We start from the raw sequence: 23,796 nt of genomic DNA, 5'->3' as shown, positions 1-23,796 counted from the left end.
ATTGAATTTATGAAAATTGTTCCGCAAATGGGTGTAGGCACCTTTCGTCTCTCTGGACAGACTGTCATTGACTCGGTGAAAACTGCATTAGAAGTTGGATATCGTGCGGTAGATACTGCACAGATCTATGCCAATGAAGCTGAAGTGGGTCAGGCGATTGCTGAAAGTCAGGTCAACCGCAATGAGCTGTTTATCACCACGAAAATCTGGACGAACAATTACGCGCCAGATAAACTGATTCCAAGCCTTAAAGAAAGTCTGCAAAAGTTACATACCGATGCGGTCAACCTGACTCTGATCCATTGGCCAGCGCCGAAACTGGGTTTCAATATTCCTGAATTGATGCAAAGCTTGCTAGAAGCCAAACAGCAAGGGCTGACTCAACACATCGGGATTTCCAACTTTAATATCGAGCTGACCCAGCAGGCGATTGATAGCATTGGACTAGAACATATTGCGACCAACCAGATTGAACTGAGCCCTTATCTGCAAAACCAAAAACTGGTTAATTTTCTGCAATCTCAGCAGATTGATGTCACTTCTTATATGACGCTGGCTTATGGCAAAATATTGAATGATCCAGTCCTGCAAGAAATTGCTGCACAGCATCAGGCATCCAGTGCCCAGATTGCCTTGGCCTGGGCATTGCAGAAAGGCTATGCGGTCATTCCATCTTCAACCAAGCGTGAGCATCTGTTAGCTAATCTGGCAGCACAGGAGATACAGCTGACTCAAGAAGAAATGGCGTTGATTAGTACGCTGGAACGTAATGGTCGTGAAGTTGATCCAGAACAGTTGGCACCAATCTGGGATTAAGCATACGCAATGAAGATTAACTTTCCCTTACTGGCTTTGGCTGTGGGTGCCTTTGCCATTGGTACCACTGAATTTTCTCCCATGGGATTTTTACCGGAAATTGCCCGGGATCTGGACATCTCGATTCCGCGTGCCGGTATGCTGATCAGTGCTTATGCGCTCGGTGTCATGATCGGTGCGCCGCTGATGACCTTATGGCTCAGTCGCTATTCCAAACGTAAATCGCTGATCTTGCTTATGGCAATCTTTACGATTGGTAATCTGTTGGCGATGCTTGCTCCGAACTACCTCGGGTTGATGGGTGCACGACTGATTACCAGCTTAAACCATGGTGCTTTCTTTGGCATAGGCTCGGTCGTGGCTGCTAGTGTGGTTCCGAAAGATAAACAGGCCAGTGCTGTGGCAATGATGTTTATGGGGCTCACTATTGCCAATATCGGTGGTGTGCCCTTGGTGACTTGGGTCGGTCAGCATATCGGCTGGCGCATGGCATTCTGTGGAATTTCTCTGCTGGGTCTGCTCACCATGTTCTCCCTCTGGAAAGCACTCCCTGAAGGATCAGGCAGTCAAAAACCGGATGTCCGTCGAGAACTTAAAGTGCTGACCCGCTTACCGGTCATCTTGGCATTACTGACCACTGTTATGAGTGCCGGAGCCATGTTTGCGCTGTATACCTACATTGCACCAAGTCTGCAAAATTTTACTCAAGCTTCACCAGCCTTGATTACCCTGATGCTGATTCTGATTGGGGTAGGTTTTTCGATTGGTAATCATCTGGGGGGCAAGTTTGCAGATCTGTCACTGGACAAAACCCTGATTGGCTTCCTGTTACTCTTGATGCTGATGATGTTGCTGTTTCCGATTTTGGCGACGACTGCGATTGGTGCAGCGCTGGCTTTAATTATCTGGGGTGCTGCGGCATTTGCAGTAGTGCCACCGCTACAAATGCGGGTCATGTCTGTTGCACATGAAGCGCCAGGACTCGCTTCTTCAGTGAATATTGGTGCCTTTAATCTGGGTAATGCTGTTGGCGCAATTGCTGGGGCCGCTGTGCTAAATCTCGGCTTAAACTATAGTGCAGTTTCCTTTGCCGGTGCTGGTCTGAGTGCATTCGCATTGCTGCTGGTCTTGCTGCAAATGAAGCTGGCTACGCCACAGACTGCTGATGTTGCATCCTGCAGCTAAAAAACTTTGCAATAAAAAGTCCGCATCAAGTGGGCTTTTTATTGGCTAATTAACGCAGTGCTTCTGGCAATACAGGAACAGTCGAGAATTTATTCAATTCCAGCTTCATTTTTTGCAACATCTGATAAGGCTGCTGCTGCACAAACATATTCACAAAGGTCAGCGGGATTGAACCTTCAGGATTGGCATAACCATAGGTAGAGACCTTAACCTTTTTATCCCCTAAACGGTTAAACGTCCAGTCACCTTCATAATGGGTCAAACGTACATAATCTGGATTGAGTGGATAGCCTTTTTGAATGGCTTTGTTCTTAATGGTGATCTGGCCGTTAGCGTCACGAATCATCTTCCCCTGTACCACCAGATCTCGGTCTTTCAGTGGGAATGGAAAATCTAGTACCATATATAAGGTGAAGTCCCCTGTTTTATTATCCCGAGAGAGTACTTTTACATTGCCCATATAAGGTACCCATTTCACTGCATTATCAACATCAATAATGAGATGCACTGCCTGTTCCATCGGTACATCATAGGTCGTTTCAGCTTTATACAGAAAAACCGGATTGTTCTTGTCCTGATAGGTCCAGACCTTGATATTGTTTTTGTTAATACTGAGTTTGGCATTTGGTACAGATTTAGGCTGTGCTGCGGCGGCAAATGCCACAGCACAGAGCATGAGTATGACTTTCTTCATTCCATTGTCGTCTTATTTTAGTTTTAAGTTATTCTTATAAATGATTTTGACGAAATTTTAAACTTTAATCTCGTTAAAACCAAGTACGTCCTTCATGTCATATTTACGCGCGTCACGACCGACAACCCAAGCAGCAGCACGTACCGCACCGGCTGCAAAGTTCATACGATTGGTCGCTTTATGGGTAATTTCAACGCGCTCGCCTTCACCAATAAACATCGCAGTATGTTCACCGACGATATCACCACCACGAATGGTTTGGAAACCGATACTTTGACGTTCACGTGGACCAGTATGACCTTCACGATGATAGACTGCATCTTTTTTCAGATCACGGCCTAATGCACCGGCAATTGCTTCACCCATCATCAATGCAGTACCTGATGGCGCATCGACTTTATGACGGTGATGGGCTTCGATTACTTCGATATCTACCGTATCACCAAACACTTTAGATGCAAGTTCTAACAATTTGATCGATACGTTGACACCAACTGAATAGTTCGCAGCATACACCACTGGCGTTTCAGTTGCAGATTCATCCAGATAAGCTTTCTGCTCATCATTCAACCCTGTAGTACCAATGACGATGGCAACACCATTTTCACGGCAGATTTTCAGATGATTCACTGTTGCAGCAGGTGCGGTGAAATCAATCACCACATCACAGTCTTTAACGACTTCTTCCAGGCTACCTACAACTTTTACGCCTACGTTACCCACGCCTGCAAGTTCCCCGGCATCTGCACCGATCAGACTGCTTTCAGGGCGTTCTACTGCCGCTGCCAATTGATAGCCGGCTTCTTTGACCGCCTGAATAAGGATGCGTCCCATACGGCCGCCTGCACCTAAAATCCCAATGCGTGGTGTCGCTGACATAACAAAGTCCTGATATTGATTCGAAATTGCTCTTACTATAGCAAAACTCGCTCCTAACACTAAGATTGATCGCATAAAAATCAATGAAAAGAATTAAAGAAGGTCATGAGCGTTTTTGATATGGCTTGGCCTTCAGCTTTAATTGTCAGTCTAAAAATGCATCAAGATGATTTTAAAAATGTAGGAAGTTATGGAATCTAAAAAAAAGGCTCATACCTTACGATATGAGCCTTTATGGTTCATCTCTAATTTTTTTTATAAAATAAGTTTTAAATAAAGTGACTATTTACTCTAACAGACTTCTTAACATCCAGGCCGTTTTCTCATGCACATTCAGACGTTGAGTCAGGATATCCGCAGTCGGTTGATCATTTGCCTTATCGACGATATCAAACATGCTTCGTGCAGTACGAGCCACAGTTTCATGGGCATTGACCAGTAAGCGAATCATTTCCTCAGCTTTAGGCACGCCTTCAACTTCTTCAATCGAAGTCAGCTTTACGAACTGTTGATAAGTTCCTGGTGTCGGAAAGCCCAAAGAACGAATCCGTTCAGCAATAATATCTAAAGCATTCCACTGCTCGGTATATTGCTGCATGAACATGGTGTGTAAGGTATTAAATTGTGGACCAGTAACATTCCAATGAAAGTTATGGGTCATTAAATATAAGGTATAGCTATCGGCAAGTAATCGAGATAGACCTTCTACAATTGCTGCTCTGTCTTCTGTTGAAATACCAATATTTACTTTCATCATGTGAGCTACCTTAACTTGTACAAATTATGAGTGATTAATTTCTTTGTTGTTATTTTCAGTTTAGCCGGCTTAAAAAATTGGAAAATATAAGATCGGTAGCATTTATGTTAGCTTTATTGAAAAAACTCATTTAAATACGTGATGATTAATCCTAAATATATTGATGCTTTTCTTTAAAAAGCTTTTGAGTCTAAAACTGACATATATTAAAAAGGACGCCTAAGCGTCCTTTTTAATTTCATTCAATCAATCAAATAGACGATCGAAGAATGATTTTTTCTTCGGTGAAGACTGGCTACCTTCCCCATCCATTGATGCTTGCAGTTCTTTCAACAGCTCACGCTGACGCGCTGTCAGGTTTACTGGAGTTTCCACAACAATACGGCATAACAGATCACCGGTCATGCTAGTACGCACAGGTTTAACACCCTTGCCACGCAGACGGAATAATTTACCAGTTTGTGTGCCTTCAGGAATTTTCAGGCTGACACGGCCATCAAGGGTTGGGATTTCAATTTCTTTACCCAATGCTGCATCCGCAATTGAAACCGGCACATCCATATACAGGTCGGCACCATCACGCTGGAAGATTTCGTGCTCGCGCACCACAACTTCTACATAAAGATCGCCTGATTGACCGTCACGGATCGCTTCACCTTTACCCGTCAAGCGTACACGGTCGCCATTGTCCACACCCGCTGGAATGGTAACTTCCAGGGTTTGCTGACGGTCAGATACACCTGAACCATGACATTTATTACATGGGTTCTTGATGATCTTACCTTGACCACGACAGGTGCTACAGGTTTGCTGTACAGAGAAGAAGCCCTGCTGCATACGCACTTGGCCGGCACCATGACAGGTCGGACAAGTTTCAACATCATTCGGATTTTTAGAACCTTTACCATCACAGGCGTCACATGGTGCCGGTGCAGTGAAAGTAATAGTCTTCTTAACACCTTTGACTGCTTCTTCCAGGCTCAGTTCCATGACATAACGTAAGTCAGAACCACGACGCGCGCGTTGTTGCTGGCGACCGCCACCAAATGCCCCACCAAAGATATCACCGAACTGGCTGAAAATATCCTCTGCGCTGAAACCGCCGCCGAAGCCGCCACCGCCGCCCATACCACCTTCAAAGGCCTGATGGCCCATGCGGTCGTACATGCTGCGTTTCTCGCTATCAGACAGTACTTCATAAGCTTCTGAAGCTTCTTTAAATTTCTCTTCAGCTTCTGGATTGTCAGGGTTGCGGTCTGGATGATATTTCATCGCCAACTTACGGTAGGCTTTTTTAATTTCATCATCACTAGCGGTTTTAGCGACACCCAAAACCTCATAATAATCACGTTTAGCCATGTCTGGCGATGCTCCTCACGGAATTTTATTTAATACTCAACTGTGGTCTGAATTGGGGGTCAAACCAGTTTTTACAAGGGGGGAATTTGAAAAAAATCGAAAGTTTAGAAAACAGCTTTGCTTTGATAGAACTTGGACACGCCTTTGAACCAGGCATTAATCATGAAAATAAAGGCGATAAAGCTGAATACGACGCCAGCGACAGTACAGGCTTTTACCCATAACATGCTGTCCCAGGCATAGAAAAATAGTGGAATAAACCAGAGGGCTGCAAAAACAGCGAGCATGGTATAGATCACTACATTACGCATGATCCACAGTGCCTGTGCCTGTAACCAGACTTCTGCATAGTCGACCTGAGCAACTTTACGGGCTAACCAGTAAGAAAAAATTCCAAAAATCACGGTAAAAGAGGCTAAAAACATGAACACATATGCAAGGGCTATAGAGCGTCGCATTTGAGTTAAACTTTCTTGATTCATGTGTCTTTCAACCTCGTTGTCCGTTTCTGCAGCAGTGGCAAAACGGCAACTTCGCATTTTTTAAAATTGTAAAATTATCAGGCACTACTATATTAAAATTTTTAATATTTCGCACCTGATTTTAAGACAGTTTTAGACCGATTGCGAAATTTTCTTTACCTTAAACCATTGTGCATATAATGCCGGCAGGAAAAACAGGGTTAATAGCGTTGCCACAATCAATCCGCCCATGATGGCAACTGCCATTGGACCGAAGAAAATACTGCGTGAAAGTGGGATCATGGCCAGTACAGCAGCCAATGCAGTTAATACAATCGGACGGCAACGGCGTACTGTCGCATTGATGATGGCATCCCACTGTGACTCACCTGCCAGAATATCCTGCTCGATCTGATCAATCAGAATCAAAGAGTTACGCATGATCATGCCAGAAAGTGCGATCGTACCTAGCATCGCAACAAAACCAAAAGGTTTATTGAACAATAATAAGAATAAGACCACGCCAATAATGCCGAGTGGTGCGGTCAAAAACACAATCACAGAACGTGAAATACTCTTGAGCTGAATCATCAGTAAGGTCATCACTACAGCTAGGAATAAAGGTACCCCTGCATTTACTGAGTTTTGTCCACGTGCAGATTCTTCTACCGTTCCACCGACATCAAGCAAATAACCACTTGGCAATTCTGCTCGCAGTTGTTCAAGCTCAGGTGCCAATTGATTAACCACTGTTGCAGGTTGCAAACTGCTACGAATATCAGCGCGCACAGTAATAGTCGGTAAACGGTTACGATGCCAGATCAGCCCCTCTTCAAAGCTATATTCAATCTTGGCAATCTGCGCTAATGGAATAAAATTACCCCCTGAAGTCGGTACCGCCAGACTACTTAAGGAAGCCACATCGACACGTTCTGCCTGATCGCCACGTAAGCGGATTTCAATCAGCTCACGTTTTTCCCGGAACTGATCAAGTCCTGCTCCAGCAATTGAAGTATTCAGGAAACTGGCCAGATCACTACTGCTTATCCCCATTTGACGGGCACGATCCTGATCAATGTCTAACTTGATGACTTTGCTTGGCTCGCCCCAGTCCAGGTGCACATTGGTGGTATTCTGGTTTTCAGCCACTTTGGCAGCGACGTTTTGCGCCCAAGTACGCACCAACCCTAAATCTTCGCCCGATACACGGAATTGCAGCGGATAACCGACAGGTGGACCATTTTCCAGTAAAGACACTCGAGTACGTACTTCCGGCAGCAGCAAACGAATCTGTTTACTTAGGGATTCACGGATTTCATTACGGTCTTCCAGTGAAGATGCCAGTACTACGAACTGGGCAAAGCTGGTTTGAGGCAATTGCTGATCTAAGGGCAAATAAAAACGCGGTGAACCGGTACCGACGTAAGCCACATAGTTATCAATCCCCTCCTGTTTTGACAGGAACGCCTCGACCTTTTTCACCGCAGCTTCGGTGGCCTTAAGCGATGCTCCTTCTTCCAGTTTCAAATCGACCAGAATCTCAGCCCTATTCGATGGCGGGAAGAATTGTTGCGGGACAAATTTAAACATGACAATCGACAGGACAAAAATCCCAACAGTCAATGCAATCACGGTTTTGCGATAAGTCACGCAGGTATTCACCCAGCGTCTAAAGCCTTGATAGAAGCGGGTCTGATACGGGTCATGATGCTCACCAGCATGATGCACCATTGGCTGCGGTTCCGGCTGCTTACGCAGACGTGCCCAGAGTCGCTGATACCACGGCGCTTTCTGGATCAGGTCTTTGTTGAAATCTGGCAGAAGTTTATCCCCCAGATACGGAACAAACAGCACTGCAGCAATCCAGGAGACCAGCAAGGCAAGCGTTACCACCTGGAAAATCGAACGGGTATATTCACCGGTACTGGATGCAGCAGTCGCAATGGGTAAGAAACCGGCTGCCGTAATCAGGGTTCCGGTCAACATTGGAAATGCAGTGGTACGCCAGGCATACCCGGCAGCTTCCAGTCGGCTAAAGCCCTGTTCCATTTTGATTGCCATCATTTCAATGGCAATAATGGCATCATCGACCAGCAGGCCCAGTGCCAGAATCAGGGCACCAAGAGAAATCTTGTGCAGGCCAACATCAAATAGCTGCATACCGGCAAAGGTCATTGCCAGTACCAATGGAATGGAAAAAGCCACCACCAGACCTGGACGGAAACCGAGCGAGAAGAAGCTGACCAAGAGCACGATAATCACTGCTTCTGCCAGAACCTTCATAAACTCGTTAATACTGCGTTTCACTGCCACCGGTTGATCCGATACTTTTTGCAGGTCCATTCCCAGCGGTAGAGATTTTTGTAGGCGGGCGAATTCCTGTTCCAGATTCTTACCCAAAGCAATGATATCGCCACCCTTACGCATGGATACGGCAATGCCAATGCCATTTTCACCCATAAAGCGCATGCGTGGCTGAGCTGGATCAGTAAAGCCGCGATAAACTTCCGCCACATCGCCGAGCTGAATAGTTTTACCATTCACATACAGTGGCATCTGCTGCAGTTCTTCTACGCTTTTGAGTGCACCACTAACCCGAACTTGAATCCGGTCTGATTCGGTTTCAAAGAAGCCAGAATTGCTCATTGCATTCTGTTGTTGTATAGATTGTTGAATCGCCGTGACTGGAATACCCAGCTGCGCAGCTTTGGTGTTGGAAATCTCAATCCAGATCTTCTGATCCTGCAGGCCAATCAGTTCCACCTTGGCGACATCTTTGACGCGCTGTAACTGTAGCTGCAGACGGTCGGCATATTCTTTCAGCGTAGCATAATCAAAATCTTTGCCTTTCAGCACATAGATATTGCCAAAAGTATCGCCGAATTCATCATTAAAGAAGGGTCCTTGTACACCCTGTGGCAGTTCATGGCGGATATCATTAATTTTTTTACGAACGTTATACCAGACATCAGGAACTTCTTTGGACCGTAGCGAATCCTTGGCAATAAAGGTCACCAGAGATTCGCCTGGACGGGAATAGGCCATGATGCGGTCATATTGACCCGTGGTCATCAACTCCTTTTCAATCCGGTCGGTGACCTGTAGAGAAACTTCCTGTGCACTGGCACCCGGCCAGTAGGTTTGTACCACCATGACTTTAAAGGTAAAAGGTGGGTCTTCACTCTGCGACAGTTTGGAATAGGACATAATCCCGACCAGACCGAGCAGGATCATGAAATACAGCACCAAGCCCTTATTTTTCAGCGCCCATTCTGAAAGGTTAAAGTTCATATTTAACCTCCAGCTCGAATGATCACACTACGGTTCTGACGGTCAATTGGACGGATTTTTTGCCGATCCCGTAGCAAGTGAATACCCCCAATCACCACATAATCATCAGCTTTAAGGCCACTGATCACAGGTACAGAATCACGGCCATACGCACCAATCTGCACTGGTACTTTACGCACGGTAGAATCAGGCTTGACTACCATCACATAGGCCTGCCCATCCACCGCAGAGATACTGGATAAGGGTACGCTTAAGGCATTGTCCTGAGTTTTGATAAAGAACACCCGGGCACTTTGTCCGAGCTGGATCGACTGCTGGCCTTCACGCAAAGCGACTCGAACAGTAAAGGTTCTAGACTGATCTGCCGCTGGAGAAATTTCACGCACATAAGCACTGAATTTTTCATCTTTTTTCGACCAGAGGGTGACCCAGACTGGCTGACCGACTTTAATCTCGCCAATTGCCTGTTCCGGCACACCAATCACCACTTCACGATCACCAGAGAGTGCAATTTCAAATGCTGCCTGCCCCGCTGCGACCACCTGACCCACTTCAATATGACGTGCGGTAATCACGCCATTTTTATTGGCAATTAAGCGGTTATAACCGGTTTGGTTCCGGCTGACATCATAATTCGACTGTGCCTGTTTCAGATTGGATATCGCAGCCTTGTACTGATTCTCGACTGCATCATATTGTGAGCGGCTCACGGCATTGGTCGGTAGTAGCTGTTTAAAACGGTTCAGTTCATCTTCAGCAATTTTAGCTGCAGACTGGGCACTTTCCAGTTGAGCACGCGCTGCATTGAGTTGTAGCTGAGCATCTTTGATATCTAAGGTCGCCAGTACCTGCCCTACTCGAACCTGATCCCCGACATCAACATAGCGCTGGGTGATCTGACCTGCCACCCGAAATGCCAGTGGCGTTTGCTGGCGTGCCTGTACATCTCCGGCATAGCTCTTCTGTTCGGTATAGGAGGTGTTTGGCTGAGTCACCATGACAAAGGGAACTTCCTGTTCTGTTCCTGCCGCATTATTCTTGCCGCATCCCCACAGGGTTACACTGCAAGCTATAATCATGCCAGTCAAGACGTACTGAATCGTGCTCATGTTGTCCGCTCTTATCTAATAATGGTTTTTATATTCAATCGTCTGCGATATATTGAATTGGTTATTTTTTAATTAATATACCATGCGGTACACTAATTAAAACTGCACCCATAAAACAATGACCATATTTATTTTTTTGGAAAAAAATGTGCAAATTCCCGTAGGACGTCCCAAAGACTTAGAAAAGCGCCGGCGTATTCTGGATGCGGCCACACAACTGTTTCTGCAGCATGGCTATCATGGTTCCAGCATGAACCAGATTGCGCAGACGGCGGGTGTAACCAAGCTGACGGTGTATAACCATTTTCAGGATAAAGCGACCTTATTTACCTGCGCGATTGAGGACACCTGTGAGCATCTTATTCCGGCCAGTCCAACCACACTGCTGCATGCCGAGAGCAATTTTCGTGATGCGTTGTATGAAGCCTGTATGTTGTCGATGAATATGGTCAATCTGCCGGAAGCGATTAAACTAGATTTACTGCTGATGGAACTGGCCTCCGAGCAAAGTCCATTAACCCAGCAATTCTTTAATGCCTCGCATCAGCGCTTGAGCCAGCTCTGGCAAGACTTCTTTCATCTGGCCCAGACCTATCACTTTATTCAGCAAGATGATCCGTTGCGGCAAACTGAATTAATGCTCTCACTGCTGTTTGGCAACCGGCATCAGAACGTCCTGCTGGGTGTTGCTCCCATCCCTACCCTAGCGCAACAGCAAATAATTATTCAGGACGCTATTCATATTTTCTTATTGCGCTACGCTGCCTAAGCTGCCAATTTGTAATCAGATTCATACAAATTGGCATTCGCCTTGCTATTTTATAGACAGGTCGTGTCCGACTTTTGTCTGTAATGGGCTTGGAATGCTTTTCAGGCAAGGTATAGTCAGGAAATGCAACAGAGGGAATATAAAAATGGCTCAACAAATTGATGCACCACTACGCGAAGACGTCCGTTTACTGGGCAATCTGCTCGGTGAAACCTTAAAGTTACATGCGGGGCAAGATTTGTTTAATCAGGTTGAGCAGATCCGGGCACTTTCCAAGGGTGCACGTGACGGCCAGGTTGAAGCAGAAAAACAACTTGAACAGCTATTTCTTAGTCTGGAAGATGATGAAATTCTTCCGCTCACCCGTGCCTTTACCCACTTCCTGAACTTCGCTAATATTGCCGAGCAATACCATGTAGTGCGTCGTCGCCGTCAAAGCGAATTTGATGAAACCGCCGAATCGCCAAATCCGCTGGTTCCGCTATTTGAAAAATTCAAACAACAAGAAATTTCCGCTGAAAGCTTATATCAACAGATTTGTGAACTGAAAATTGAACTGGTCCTGACTGCACATCCAACTGAAGTTAGCCGCCGTACCCTGATTCAAAAATATGATGGCATCAATGATTGCCTGTCTAAATGTGACCAACAGAAACTGACTCCGCGTGAACGCCAGGAAGTACTGGCTGAACTGAAGCAGCTGATCACCTCGGCCTGGCAGACTGATGAAATCCGTCAGCATCGCCCGACCCCAGTGGATGAAGCCAAATGGGGCTTTACGACGATTGAACAAACGCTGTGGAATGCGGTACCGAAATTTATCCGTGAATTGGATGGTATGGTGCAGGAACAATGTGGTCAGTCATTGCCGCTGAATGTTGCGCCCGTACGTTTTGCGTCCTGGATGGGTGGTGACCGTGACGGCAACCCGAATGTAACCCATCACATTACACAGGAAGTGCTGTGGTTATCGCGCTGGAAAGCCGCCGATCTGTATTTACGTGATATTGAAGACCTGCGTTGGGAGTTGTCGATCCAGCAATGCAGTGAAGAACTGCAACAGGCACTGGGTAGCGCACATCCGGAACCTTATCGTGAATATTTGCGTGATACCCGTGAACGCCTAAAAGCAACGCGCAACTGGCTGGCAGAAAAACTGCATGGCAATGATGCTGATGACAGCCGGGTAATCAAAACCAAAGATGAATTATTACAGCCTTTAATGCTGTGCTATCGCTCATTGCTAGAGTGTAACCTGCCAGAAATTGCCAATGGCAAACTGCTGGACTTTATCTATCGTGTGAATAGCTTCGGGATAGAATTACTGAAACTGGATATCCGTCAGGAATCAGGCCGCCACCGTCAGGCGATTTCTGCGATCACTGAATATTTAGGCCTAGGTAATTTTGAAACCTGGACTGAACAGGCGCGTCAGAATTTCTTATTACAAGAACTGCAGAGCAAGCGTCCACTTTTACCAAAATACCTGAATGAACCTGCCGGTAGCCTGATTGAGCATCCTGATGTTCAGGAAGTCTTTGCAACCATGCGTACACTGGCAGAACAGCCAAGTGAATCACTTGGTGCCTATATCATCTCGATGGCGGAATATCCAAGTGATGTACTGGCCGTTTTATTGCTACAAAAAGAAGCTGGGATCAAACAGGCACTGCGTGTCGTGCCTCTATTCGAAACCCTAAAAGATCTTGATGGTGCAGCCAGCACCATGTCGACCCTGTTCAATATGCACTGGTATAAACAGCATATTCAGGGCAAGCATGAAGTCATGATTGGCTATTCGGATTCAGCCAAAGATGCCGGCTTTATGTCTGCCAACTGGGCACAATACCGTGCCCAAGAGGAACTGACTGCGGTTGCGAAACAGCATGATGTCAAATTGACCTTATTCCACGGTCGTGGTGGTTCAATTAGCCGTGGTGGTGCTCCTACCCAGCAAGCCTTATTCTCACAACCACCCGGCTCAATTTCAGGTGCGATTCGCGTCACTGAACAGGGTGAGATGATCCGCTTCAAGTTCGGTCTGGAAACGATCGCGCTGCAAAACCTGGAAATCTATACGGCTGCAACACTGGAAGCGACTTTGCTGCCACCACCTGTACCGAAAACAGAATGGCGTGACCTGATGCATCAGATGACCGATTTATCGGTGCAGGTCTATCGCCAGACGGTACGTGAAAATCCACACTTCGTGAAATACCTGCGCACGGTAACCCCTGAACTGGAACTGCAAATGCTGCCACTCGGTTCACGTCCAGCGAAACGTAAGGTCAGTGGCGGCATTGAATCCCTGCGTGCCATTCCTTGGGTATTTGCCTGGACTCAGATTCGTCTGATGCTGCCTGCCTGGCTCGGTACAGGCGCTGCACTGAATGAAGTGCTGGACCAAGGTCAACGTGCAACACTTGATGAGATGCTAGCAGAATGGCCGTACTTCCAGACCCTGATTGATATGTTGGAAATGGTCCTGTCTAAGGCAGATGGTGATGTAGCGCTGTACTATGAGTCGCATCTGACCCATGATCCCGACCTAAAAGTGCTGGGTGAAGAACTGCGTCAACGCCTGAAAGACGCCGTAGAAACCCTGTTGACTTTAAAAGGTGAATCTAAACTACTGACCAGCAATGATGTACTGGATCAATCCATGCGCGTGCGTAAGCCATATTTACTGCCGCTACATCTATTACAAGCTGAACTAATGAAACGCCGCCGTCTGTACTTAGTAGAACAAAATGCTGAACATACCCCAGTAGATCATGCGCTGATGGTGAGTATTGCCGGAATTGCCGCTGGTTTACGTAATACCGGCTAAGTAATTTTTTAACAATGAAGAAGCACATCTCCACGATGTGCTTTTTTATTGATCAGTCAACAATTCAAAAATGCTTTACTTATATAGCCAATCAGATTTATTTATAGGTTAAGCTAGTTTCTGATTACAGAATTAATACACTGATTTGTTTTTACTTTTAATTCAAAAAACTTTTACCACACGGTAAATTTTCAAATAAAGTCATAGCATTAGTTTGAACAAAATTTTTGTATCAGCGATTAAATCTTCTAAAAAACAAGAGTATGATGTGCACAATTTATCTTTTGAGTGCTCATTTTATGTCCAATTGGTTTCCCAAATGGCGCCCTTATGAGGGCAGTATCGATGCACGACCAGTAGGTACCGCAGAGTATTTACCACCCGCACAGACTGTGATTTTGGGTGTACAACATGCTTTTGCAATGTTTGGTGCTACCGTACTGGCACCGTTTTTAATGGGCTTTGATCCAAACCTGGCCATCTTAATGTCAGGTATTTGTACCATTTTATTCTTCCTGATGACTGGTGGCCGCGTACCGAGTTATCTGGGATCGAGCTTTGCCTTTATTGGGGTGGTGATTGCAGCGACTGGCTATGCCGGCACTAATGGCATGAACCCGAATATCGCAGTCGCTGCTGGCGGGATCATGGCCTGTGGCGTGATCTATGCGATTTTCGGTGTGCTGGTCATGGCAACGGGAACCCGTTGGATTGAGAAACTGATGCCGCCTGTAGTAACCGGTGCTGTGGTGATGATCATTGGTCTGAACCTAGCCCCTGTGACCGTAAAAAACGTGATGGGCAATACCTTTAATATGTGGATGTCGCTGGTCACTGTGCTGTGCATGGGTTCGATTGCAGTATTTACACGGGGCCTGTTGCAACGCCTACTTTTATTGGTTGGCCTATTACTGTCTTATGCGGTGTATTACCTGCTCAGCAACGTGATGGGTCACGGGACCCCGATTAACTTTGTACCGGTTCAGGAAGCGGCCTGGTTTGGTGTTCCGCAGTTCCATGCCCCTGTATTTGATGTAAACGCGATGCTGATCATTGCGCCAATCGCATTGATTCTACTGGCTGAAAACTTGGGCCATATTAAAGCTGTCGGCGCGATGACTGGCGAAAACCTGGATCCACATATTGGTAAAGCCTTTTTAGCTGACGGTGTGGCAACCACTTTAGCGGGTGGTGTGGGTGCTCCGGGGATGACCACATATGGTGAAAATATTGGTGTGATGGCAGTCACCCGCGTTTACTCCACTATTATCTTCGCTGTCGCTGGTGTATTTGCCGTATTCCTTGGCTTATCACCGAAGTTTGGTGCTGTGATTCATACCATTCCAACGGCGATCCTGACCGGTGCTTCAATCGTGGTCTTTGGTTTGATTACCATTGCTGGTGCGAAAATCTGGATTGAAAACAAAGTCGACTTCTCACAAAACAAAAACCTGATGGTTGCTGCTGTGACCATTATTTTAGGGACTGGTGACTTTGCCCTGACCTTTGGTGACTTCAACTTGGGTGGAATCGGGACTGCAACATTTGCAGCATTATTTCTGAACTGGTTCTTTGGACTGGTCGATAAAAAATAAATTCTAAATCACTTATTTAATAGCAGCCGTAAAGGCTGCTTTTTTTATGTCAGAAGAATTGTTTAAGATAGACAGGTTCTTTTCAATGAGCATCCAATCGATGCGTCTGGATTTATTTGATTTACAGTTATTTTTAAATATTGTTGAGTCTGGCAGCCTGACCAAGGGTGCTGAGTGCTCGGCAATTTCCCTGCAAGCAGCCAGTGAGCGAATTAAAAAACTGGAACAGCAATATCAGGTCAGTCTGTTTACCCGTCATTCTGGTGGAGTCAAACTCACCTTTGCTGGACAGGTCTTTGCCGAACATGCGCAAACCCTGTTGCAACAGGGACAACAGCTGTCCCAAGCTATGGCAGCTTTTAGTGAAGGACAGAATTCCAATATCAGCTTATGGTGCAATTCATCGGCACAAAGTGAATATCTTCCTCTGTTACTGCCCAAGTATCTGGTGAATAACCCTAATATTCAGATCGATCTTAAAGAAGCGGAGAGCAATGACATTATTGCGGCTTTAGCCAACGGCACTGCCAAGCTGGGTTTGATTTCCAGCTTTTTCCCTGCATCACAATTACAAACCCTAGAATTTTCCGATGATCCTTTGGTGCTGATCTGTCCCCAGCAGCATGAATTAAGCTCTACTTCAGCATTGAAATTAGCAGACTGTTTGAATTATCCCTTTGTGGGTTTGATGCAATATCACTCCTTGCAACAGTCGATTGAAACCCAAGCTCGGTTACTCAACTGCGAGATTCAATACCGCTTAAGATTGCCAAATTTTGCGGCGATCGCACAGGTCGTAGCTAATGGTGTAGGCATCGCCATCATGCCGCAGCGTGCTGCACAGCGTCTGGCAAAGCTCTATGCATTTAAGCAAATCCAACTGACTGGTGATTGGGCCAACCGCAAATTACTATTAGCAGCGAAAAATTTTGATGAACTGAGTACAGCCTATCAACACTTCAGTCAGTTTCTACTTTCTGCTGAGGTGCAAAAGGCTTTGAATTAAATCCAGCCAAACTGATGCAGCATCATATAACTGCCCAAGGCAATGAGACCGATAAAAAATACGGTTCGAAATTTCTGTTCGGGAATGCGGTAACGGATTTTCTTGCCACACCACATGCCAATCAGGGCAGGAATTAACGCAATTGCCGACATGGCATAATCAATTGGCATATCTTCTACTGGATTTCGATGCAGGAAGATCGCCAGACACAGAGTAGAAGTGGTAAAAGCCAGACCTAAAGCCTGTACCAGATCATCACGCTTTAAATGCAGGGTCTGCAAATAAGGCACTACTGGAATTACCACCACACCTGTAGCAACGGTTAAAGCACCGCCCAGATAGCCCATAATTGGAGAGAGCCAGGTTTCATGCCGGCTTAAATCCGGCATTTTCTTCGCACACAATCCATATAGGCCATATAAGGCCAGCATCCCACCTAATAGCGCTTCGCTATGAAATTCAGAATGCCCTAAGGTTGGGAAGATACTCCATACTGAACCGACGATAATGCCCAGCAACAACAACCAGAAACGGCGGATCAGTTTTAGTACATGACCTTCGGCAAAGAGTTGCCAGAAATTGGTCAACATGGATGGAATGATCAGTAAAGTTGCCGCTTGAAAGGGACTCATAAAAATGGTTAGTAAACCCATGGAAACTGCGGGTAAACCTAGGCCAATGGTGCCTTTAATCAGACCAGCCAGAACAAAAATGGCAATAACAAAAGCAATCATCTAATGGTCCTAAATTTATTTAGGCCAATACTATAAAAATGACTGACAAAGAAAAATCAGGGTTTTAAGGATACAGCCTCAAGCAAATCTTGAGGCTTAAGATATACGTGGACAGAAACCGTCTAACTCACCAGCTAAGATTTTATTTGAAGCTCGCTTAAGGACGAAATTCTTTCAGTTCGCGTTGAATGAAATGCTGGAACATTTCACGATACAGATGTTCGATAAATACGGGATCAATGCCCTGCTTTTGCGCTTGGGCTTTGACATTTTCTACGACCTGCTCCATGCGGTCTGGAGATTGCAGGTCAGTTTCAGTTTTCTTGAAACGGGTGGTTTGGTCTACATAAAACTGGCGCGCAGCGATCAGCTCAACCAAAGCTGTATCAATCGCGTCAATCTGCTCACGTGCATGTTGTAATGATTCAGCTTTTACTTTGTTCATGTTTTTTCAGTTCACTTTCAGTTTGATTATCACTCTTATACTTTTCTTCTAACACATTACTGAAAATACTTTCAATCATCCAGACACGATATAAGCTATTAAATACAAAACTTTGATTATCAATCCGAAGTTCCAGCACCGGTAAGTTTGGCTGAGACTTCATTTCACAGAGTATATCATTATCTTTGAGCTTGGCCTGAATATCTTCTTCGGTCAGATGCTCAATCTCCAATTCCTGCTGCAAGGCATTGAAATGCGGGGTATAACTCAGGTCACGTCCACGGGTCCAGACCGCCTGCAAAATCCTGTACATGGCATCCACCCGCTCTTCTTCCGGGCAGCTGTAAAACAGCTGTGCCATCGGCAAAATGCTTTGTGCCGTCGGTCGGCAAAATGGGGTAAATTCGACTTCAGTCCGTTTTGATAGGCGTGTTGCCAGTCCCCAGTCAAAACCATCACGTCCACGATAAGACAATGGATAGACATTCAAATGAATATTATAAAAATCGGCCAGTTCTTCTTTGATATAGGCCAGCAATAACCAGGAAATCGGATCTTCCAGGGCAATATACAGATCCAGTTCCGGATCTAAACCTTGAATCTCATTGAGTTCTTCTGCATCACTGATCAGATGCTCGCGCCATTCAATATGATTGATCAGGAAAATGGGGTTACCCGTGAGTAGTTTTTGTTGTTTCAGACGGCGGGTTAAACGCAGCAGATCATCCACGGCATGATACTGACGACCACCAAAATCAAAATAGCTGGCAAGAACCGGCGTGCTATCGAAAACCCGTTCCGGAAAATCCTGTGGCTGACGACGACTGGCCATGGCATGCAAGGTACGCAATTTGCCATACTGCTTTTGCCACAGCATATGGAAGATATCTTCTAATAAATACAGAAAATCCTGCCCGCGCAATGGCGTTCGGCGCAGAATAGTTTCCGCCTGTTTTAGCGCTTCTTCAGTGGGTAATTCTGGGGTTTCATGAAAGCTGAACCGATGTTGTCTGGAGAGAATTTTGGCATCATTAATACAATAATTTTGCCATTCTTCAAAAGACATCTGGTTTGGCACTTCCCCGCGCTGACTGGAAATCACCACCTTTAAAGGTTTCAGTTCCGGACTCAGGATCTCTTCCAGTTGTGGCAACAGTTGTACTGCCAGATAGCTATACACATCATCCAGACGCAGGTAAATCGTTAGGCCATCTTTAGCAGATAGCACCGCCTGGCGGGTTGGCTTTTGATAAAACCAACTCGATCGGATGGGATCGAACCAACGGCGTAACAGGGACATGAGATTAGCCTCAATAGATAACGGCGCAGCAGATGACAGCGTCTAACTGCTACAGGATACTATCTTTTTCACCAGAATAGCAGACCGCCTAGATCTGCTTTATGTGAAAAAACTTATATCAATTCAAGACAAAATGATCAATGTTTCCTATGACTTTAGATCTCGAGATTTAGGTCAGTCACTGCCCCGGTTTCTGCACCAGAAGTCAGTTTGGCAAACTTGGCCAGCGCACCATGAGTGTAGTTCGGTTTTGGTTTGACCCAAGTTGCCTGACGGGCAGCGATTTCATCATCCGAGACATGCCAGGTCATTTCACGTGTTTCGGCATTAATCGAAATCTCGTCGCCATTTTGCACCAGACCAATCGGTCCGCCTTCATACGCTTCCGGTGTGACATGACCAATCACAAAACCATGACTACCACCAGAGAAACGACCATCGGTAATCAGAGCAACAGAATCCCCCAAACCCTTGCCAATAATGGCAGAGGTTGGCTTCAGCATTTCCGGCATACCTGGTCCGCCTTTAGGACCGACACCACGAATTACCACTACTTCACCCGGCTGAACTTCACCATCCAGAATGCCGCGCATCGCACCCTGCTCGCCCTCAAACACGCGGGCTGGTCCTTTGAAGTACAAGCCTTCTTTGCCGGTAATTTTGGCAACGGCACCATTGGGTGACAGGTTGCCTTTCATAATGATCAGATGCGAGTCTTTTTTCACCGGTTGATCGAATGGCAAAATGATCTGCTGACCTTCAGGATAATCTTCAACATCAGACAGGTTTTCTGCCAGGGTTTTGCCAGTGACAGTCAGACAAGAACCATCCAGCATACCCGCATCCAGCATACGTTTCATCAGCGGCTGAATCCCGCCAATCGCAATTAATTCCGACATCAGATATTTACCAGATGGGCGTACATCAGCCACCACTGGAATGTCTTTACCAATGCGGACAAAATCATCCAGACTGAGTTCCACACCAGCCGTATGTGCCATTGCTAACAGATGCAGCACGCCATTGGTAGATCCACCCAGCGCGATCAGGACCTTGATCGAATTTTCAAAAGCCGCCTTAGTCATGATGTCACGTGGCTTAATGTCTAGACGTAACAGATTCATCACCGCTTCACCCGCACGGGCACAGTCGATCTGTTTGTCTTCAGAGACTGCTTCCTGTGCAGAGGAACCCGGCAGGCTCATACCGAGTGCTTCAATCGCAGAAGCCATGGAATTGGCAGTATACATGCCGCCACAAGAACCCGGCCCTGGCAAAGACACTTCTTCAATGTGCTTGACCTGAATCGCATTGATTTCGCCTTTGGCATGCTGACCCACCGCTTCAAATACCGAGATCATGTCGGTATGCCCTTCACCCGGCTTGATGGTACCACCATAAATAAACAGACCTGGACGGTTCAAACGTGCCAGCCCCATGATGCAACCCGGCATGTTTTTGTCACAACCGCCAATCGCAATCACGCCATCATAAGCCTGACAGCCGACTACCGCTTCAATCGAATCAGCAATAATTTCACGGGATAGCAAGGAGTATTTCATGCCTTCGGTACCATTCGAGATCCCGTCGGAAATGGTAATGGTATTGAAGATAATGCCCTTACCGCCTGCAGCATCTACACCCTGCTCCACAGTTCGCGCCAGACCATCAATATGCATGTTACAAGGGGTGACATTGGCCCAGGTCGAAGCAATCCCGATAAAAGGACGAGTAAAGTCTTCATCCTGAAAACCGGTTGCGCGCATCATGGAACGGGCGGGTGCATTTTCAATACCTTCATAAACAGGCGCAGAATGTTCTCGGATATTGTCTTTACTCATTTTATTCGTCCTGGATCTAATTCTTGTGAAGCCTAAATATTGGCTAGGTTTTATCCGATTGTATAGAAAGCCATCTCGACATAAAAGTAAGACTCTGTGTATCAGACTCACTTATTTTTATTTTCCTAGATGAGCATTTGAAGTACGAAGTTACCATAAATAATAAAAGACCCGGTCTTTTTAAGCCGGGCCTTTTACTGAGACGGTGAATCAGTCGTGGGATGATTTCTAAGAAAAATCTATCTTCATCTCTATTAAAATCAATTTTTACTAATTTTGAGTCTATTCGTGCTTAATTCACTTGATGAAGATCAAGTTCTTCATTGGATGCCAAGACCACAGACGCCAGGATCGGAGTTCCCAAAATCACGGGAACAGCTAAAATCCAAAAGACGATGGTGTAGTGCGGATCAAAGAAAAATTGAATGCTCAGTGCAGCTAAAATCATAACGAGCGCTAAAATTGCCAAAAAGCGGCTAATAAATTTCATGGACATGCGTGTAATCACTTTTGCATTGATACTGTCGTTTTACTATACACCTACTTTTATTAAGCCTTTATTGGTTATAAATATCTAAAGTACTGCTATGATTGGTTTTATTGAAAGTTCACGCAATTTACTTAAGCTTAAATATCTAGGAAATAAAAAAAGCACCCCATCTGGAGTGCTTTTTTCGCTATAAAAAATTTATAGCTTAGATTTCACGTACCGCACCTTTTGCCGCACTTGTGGTATGCATTGCATACGCTTTCAGAGCTTTAGAAATCTTACGTGGACGTTCTTCCACTGGATGCCAGCCTTTTTCGTCCTGCGCTGCACGACGAGCTGCCATGGTCGCATCATCTACAGCCAGATGAATCGTACGGTTTGGAATATCGATTTCGATACGGTCGCCATCTTCAACCAGACCAATTGCACCGCCTTCAGCCGCTTCTGGAGAAACGTGACCAATCGACAGACCTGAAGAACCGCCAGAGAAACGACCATCAGTCAGAAGTGCACATTCCTTACCTAGACCTTTCGATTTCAGGTAGCTGGTTGGGTATAGCATTTCCTGCATACCTGGACCACCACGTGGACCTTCATAACGGATCACAACCACATCACCTGCTGTGATTTTGCCACCCAGAATCGCATCTACTGCTGAATCCTGGCTTTCAAATACGCGTGCAGTACCGTTGAATTTAAGAATCGATTCATCTACACCGGCAGTTTTTACGATACAGCCATCGAGAGCGATGTTACCGTAAAGAACAGCCAGACCACCATCTTTAGAGAAGGCATGTTCAGCATTACGGATCACACCATTTTCACGGTCGCCGTCCAAACGTGAGTAGTAACGGTCTTGTGAGAATGCAGTCTGGGTTGGTACACCCCCTGGTGCTGATTTGAAGAATGTGTACACGTCTTCATCTTCAGTACGGATGATGTCCCATTTATCCAAAGCATCTTTTAATGTTGCTTCATGAACCGTACCTACAGAGGTATCTAACAGGCCTGCACGATCCAGTTCACCGAGAATCGACATGATACCGCCAGCACGGTGTACATCTTCCATGTGCACATCATTTTTTGCAGGCGCAACCTTACAAAGAACTGGCACTTTACGAGACAGACGGTCAATGTCATCCATGGTGAAATCTACACCGGCTTCATTTGCAGCAGCTAACAAGTGCAATACGGTATTGGTTGAACCGCCCATCGCGATATCCAAAGTCATGGCATTTTCATACGATGCTTTAGTCACCATTGCACGTGGCAATACGCTGTAATCATCTTGTTCATAATGGCGTTTTGCCAGTTCAACAATGAGAGAACCCGCACGTTCGAACAGTTTTTTACGGTTGGCGTGAGTTGCAAGCGTTGAACCGTTACCTGGAAGTGATAGGCCCAATGCTTCAGTCAAGCAGTTCATTGAGTTCGCAGTGAACATGCCTGAACATGAACCACAGGTTGGGCATGCAGAACGTTCGTATTCAGCGACTTCTTCATCAGTATAGTTGTCATCTGCCGCAACGATCATCGCATCGATCAGATCGATAGCTTTGTCATTACCACGGATTTTTACTTTACCCGCTTCCATCGGACCGCCAGACACGAATACCACAGGAATGTTCAGACGCATTGCTGCCATTAACATCCCCGGAGTGATCTTGTCACAGTTCGAGATACATACCATAGCATCAGCACAGTGTGCACTCACCATGTATTCAACCGAGTCGGCAATCAGGTCACGTGAAGGCAGTGAGTACAACATGCCGTCATGACCCATCGCGATCCCGTCATCTACCGCAATGGTATTAAATTCTTTTGCTACACCGCCTGACGCTTCAATTTGACGTGCCACTAGCTGACCAAGGTCTTTCAGATGGACGTGGCCTGGAACGAACTGGGTGAATGAATTGACTACGGCAATAATTGGCTTGCCAAAGTCTTCATCCTTCATACCAGTGGCGCGCCATAAGCCACGCGCACCCGCCATGTTTCTTCCGTGTGTCGATGTTTTTGAACGATAGTCAGGCATTGTGTTATTCCAACAAAGTTTGTGCTTGAGGTGAATGAGGTCATTCACTCTGGCGAAATCTGTCTGATCGAGAGCATGAAATCAATCGAAAATTGAACATATTATACACCAAGTCACCGGCGAATCAGGCGCTTATAGGGGTGATAGGCTGGGATATGCTCAGGACAGTTTCAATACATACACGATTAAAATCTTTAATT

At 45.8% G+C, this 23,796-nt stretch carries 19 protein-coding genes; 6 read left to right on the top strand and 13 right to left on the bottom strand.

Annotated elements, in window-relative coordinates:
- Positions 1-9 precede the first annotated feature (9 nt).
- Complete coding sequence (dkgB, locus tag BS636_RS05645) at positions 10-816, top strand: 2,5-didehydrogluconate reductase DkgB (RefSeq protein ID WP_099337902.1); 807 nt, start codon at positions 10-12, stop codon at positions 814-816.
- Between the two features lie 9 nt (positions 817-825).
- On the top strand, positions 826-2,001 hold the full coding sequence (locus tag BS636_RS05640) for an MFS transporter (RefSeq protein ID WP_099337901.1): 1,176 nt from the start codon (positions 826-828) through the stop codon (positions 1,999-2,001).
- Between the two features lie 49 nt (positions 2,002-2,050).
- Here BS636_RS05640 and BS636_RS05635 read toward each other — a convergent pair whose 3' ends face one another.
- The 7 genes from BS636_RS05635 to BS636_RS05605 all read right to left on the bottom strand — a co-directional run bounded on the left by BS636_RS05635 (position 2,051) and on the right by BS636_RS05605 (position 10,551).
- Positions 2,051-2,695: an START domain-containing protein gene (locus BS636_RS05635; RefSeq protein WP_099337900.1), complete on the bottom strand. Its 645-nt coding sequence runs from the start codon at positions 2,693-2,695 to the stop codon at positions 2,051-2,053.
- Between the two features lie 57 nt (positions 2,696-2,752).
- Positions 2,753-3,574, bottom strand: coding sequence for a 4-hydroxy-tetrahydrodipicolinate reductase (gene dapB, locus BS636_RS05630; protein ID WP_099337899.1), 822 nt, complete (start codon positions 3,572-3,574; stop codon positions 2,753-2,755).
- 286 nt (positions 3,575-3,860) lie between these two features.
- Entirely contained in the window at positions 3,861-4,331 is a 471-nt protein-coding gene (locus BS636_RS05625; RefSeq protein WP_099337898.1) for a Dps family protein, read from the bottom strand.
- A 246-nt stretch (positions 4,332-4,577) separates the two neighbouring features.
- A complete protein-coding gene (dnaJ, locus tag BS636_RS05620) occupies positions 4,578-5,690 on the bottom strand; it encodes a molecular chaperone DnaJ (protein WP_004895889.1) in 1,113 nt (370 codons plus the stop codon).
- A 104-nt stretch (positions 5,691-5,794) separates the two neighbouring features.
- Positions 5,795-6,172: a hypothetical protein gene (locus BS636_RS05615; protein WP_099337897.1), complete on the bottom strand. Its 378-nt coding sequence runs from the start codon at positions 6,170-6,172 to the stop codon at positions 5,795-5,797.
- A 132-nt stretch (positions 6,173-6,304) separates the two neighbouring features.
- Positions 6,305-9,442, bottom strand: a complete 3,138-nt coding sequence (locus tag BS636_RS05610) for an efflux RND transporter permease subunit (protein ID WP_099337896.1) — start codon at positions 9,440-9,442, stop codon at positions 6,305-6,307.
- Positions 9,443-9,444: 2 nt separating this feature from the next.
- Positions 9,445-10,551, bottom strand: a complete 1,107-nt coding sequence (locus tag BS636_RS05605; protein WP_099337895.1) for an efflux RND transporter periplasmic adaptor subunit — start codon at positions 10,549-10,551, stop codon at positions 9,445-9,447.
- Between the two features lie 148 nt (positions 10,552-10,699).
- Here BS636_RS05605 and BS636_RS05600 point away from each other — a divergent pair, with 148 nt between their 5' ends.
- The 4 genes from BS636_RS05600 (at position 10,700) to BS636_RS05585 (ending at position 16,751) form a co-directional block, all read left to right on the top strand.
- Positions 10,700-11,320, top strand: a complete 621-nt coding sequence (locus BS636_RS05600) for a TetR/AcrR family transcriptional regulator (protein WP_213064234.1) — start codon at positions 10,700-10,702, stop codon at positions 11,318-11,320.
- A 145-nt stretch (positions 11,321-11,465) separates the two neighbouring features.
- Entirely contained in the window at positions 11,466-14,150 is a 2,685-nt protein-coding gene (gene ppc, locus BS636_RS05595; protein ID WP_099337893.1) for a phosphoenolpyruvate carboxylase, read from the top strand.
- A 299-nt stretch (positions 14,151-14,449) separates the two neighbouring features.
- On the top strand, positions 14,450-15,745 hold the full coding sequence (locus tag BS636_RS05590) for a solute carrier family 23 protein (protein WP_099337892.1): 1,296 nt from the start codon (positions 14,450-14,452) through the stop codon (positions 15,743-15,745).
- A 100-nt stretch (positions 15,746-15,845) separates the two neighbouring features.
- A complete protein-coding gene (locus tag BS636_RS05585; protein ID WP_099337891.1) occupies positions 15,846-16,751 on the top strand; it encodes a LysR family transcriptional regulator in 906 nt (301 codons plus the stop codon).
- Here the strand turns inward: BS636_RS05585 and BS636_RS05580 are convergent.
- From BS636_RS05580 to ilvD (BS636_RS05555), 6 genes are all read right to left on the bottom strand, one after another.
- Positions 16,748-17,485 carry a sulfite exporter TauE/SafE family protein gene (locus tag BS636_RS05580; RefSeq protein ID WP_099337890.1) on the bottom strand — a complete coding sequence of 246 codons (738 nt, stop codon included), beginning with the start codon at positions 17,483-17,485 and terminating at the stop codon, positions 16,748-16,750. The genes BS636_RS05585 and BS636_RS05580 overlap by 4 nt on opposite strands.
- Before the next feature lie 157 nt (positions 17,486-17,642).
- Entirely contained in the window at positions 17,643-17,930 is a 288-nt protein-coding gene (locus tag BS636_RS05575) for a chorismate mutase (protein WP_099337889.1), read from the bottom strand.
- Positions 17,911-19,230 (bottom strand): hypothetical protein, encoded by a 1,320-nt coding sequence (locus BS636_RS05570; protein ID WP_099337888.1) that lies wholly within the window; start codon positions 19,228-19,230, stop codon positions 17,911-17,913. The genes BS636_RS05575 and BS636_RS05570 overlap by 20 nt, the downstream gene beginning before the upstream one ends.
- A 155-nt stretch (positions 19,231-19,385) precedes the next feature.
- Positions 19,386-21,071: a dihydroxy-acid dehydratase gene (gene ilvD / locus BS636_RS05565; RefSeq protein WP_099337887.1), complete on the bottom strand. Its 1,686-nt coding sequence runs from the start codon at positions 21,069-21,071 to the stop codon at positions 19,386-19,388.
- A 292-nt stretch (positions 21,072-21,363) separates the two neighbouring features.
- Positions 21,364-21,567, bottom strand: coding sequence for a hypothetical protein (locus BS636_RS05560; RefSeq protein ID WP_099337886.1), 204 nt, complete (start codon positions 21,565-21,567; stop codon positions 21,364-21,366).
- Positions 21,568-21,766: 199 nt separating this feature from the next.
- Positions 21,767-23,596 (bottom strand): dihydroxy-acid dehydratase, encoded by a 1,830-nt coding sequence (ilvD, locus tag BS636_RS05555; RefSeq protein ID WP_099337885.1) that lies wholly within the window; start codon positions 23,594-23,596, stop codon positions 21,767-21,769.
- Between the last annotated feature and the right edge of the window lie 200 nt (positions 23,597-23,796).

Source organism: Acinetobacter sp. LoGeW2-3 (assembly GCF_002688565.1).
Lineage (GTDB): Bacteria > Pseudomonadota > Gammaproteobacteria > Pseudomonadales > Moraxellaceae > Acinetobacter.
Note: the sequence above shows the minus strand (reverse complement) of the source record. Positions and strands in the feature narration are given on the sequence as shown.

Bases quoted from the DNA above. Each gene is read 5' to 3' on its own strand.
- ilvD (WP_099337885.1), bottom strand. From the start codon at position 23,596: ATGCCTGACTATCGTTCAAAAACATCGACACACGGAAGAAACATGGCG.
- dkgB (WP_099337902.1), top strand. From the start codon at position 10: ATGAAAATTGTTCCGCAAATGGGTGTAGGCACCTTTCGTCTCTCTGGA.
- BS636_RS05610 (WP_099337896.1), bottom strand. From the start codon at position 9,442: ATGAACTTTAACCTTTCAGAATGGGCGCTGAAAAATAAGGGCTTGGTG.
- ppc (WP_099337893.1), top strand. From the start codon at position 11,466: ATGGCTCAACAAATTGATGCACCACTACGCGAAGACGTCCGTTTACTG.
- BS636_RS05605 (WP_099337895.1), bottom strand. From the start codon at position 10,551: ATGAGCACGATTCAGTACGTCTTGACTGGCATGATTATAGCTTGCAGT.
- BS636_RS05615 (WP_099337897.1), bottom strand. From the start codon at position 6,172: ATGAATCAAGAAAGTTTAACTCAAATGCGACGCTCTATAGCCCTTGCA.
- BS636_RS05585 (WP_099337891.1), top strand. From the start codon at position 15,846: ATGCGTCTGGATTTATTTGATTTACAGTTATTTTTAAATATTGTTGAG.
- BS636_RS05580 (WP_099337890.1), bottom strand. From the start codon at position 17,485: ATGATTGCTTTTGTTATTGCCATTTTTGTTCTGGCTGGTCTGATTAAA.
- ilvD (WP_099337887.1), bottom strand. From the start codon at position 21,071: ATGAGTAAAGACAATATCCGAGAACATTCTGCGCCTGTTTATGAAGGT.
- BS636_RS05625 (WP_099337898.1), bottom strand. From the start codon at position 4,331: ATGATGAAAGTAAATATTGGTATTTCAACAGAAGACAGAGCAGCAATT.
- BS636_RS05640 (WP_099337901.1), top strand. From the start codon at position 826: ATGAAGATTAACTTTCCCTTACTGGCTTTGGCTGTGGGTGCCTTTGCC.
- BS636_RS05635 (WP_099337900.1), bottom strand. From the start codon at position 2,695: ATGAAGAAAGTCATACTCATGCTCTGTGCTGTGGCATTTGCCGCCGCA.
- dnaJ (WP_004895889.1), bottom strand. From the start codon at position 5,690: ATGGCTAAACGTGATTATTATGAGGTTTTGGGTGTCGCTAAAACCGCT.
- BS636_RS05560 (WP_099337886.1), bottom strand. From the start codon at position 21,567: ATGTCCATGAAATTTATTAGCCGCTTTTTGGCAATTTTAGCGCTCGTT.
- BS636_RS05575 (WP_099337889.1), bottom strand. From the start codon at position 17,930: ATGAACAAAGTAAAAGCTGAATCATTACAACATGCACGTGAGCAGATT.
- BS636_RS05570 (WP_099337888.1), bottom strand. From the start codon at position 19,230: ATGTCCCTGTTACGCCGTTGGTTCGATCCCATCCGATCGAGTTGGTTT.
- dapB (WP_099337899.1), bottom strand. From the start codon at position 3,574: ATGTCAGCGACACCACGCATTGGGATTTTAGGTGCAGGCGGCCGTATG.
- BS636_RS05590 (WP_099337892.1), top strand. From the start codon at position 14,450: ATGTCCAATTGGTTTCCCAAATGGCGCCCTTATGAGGGCAGTATCGAT.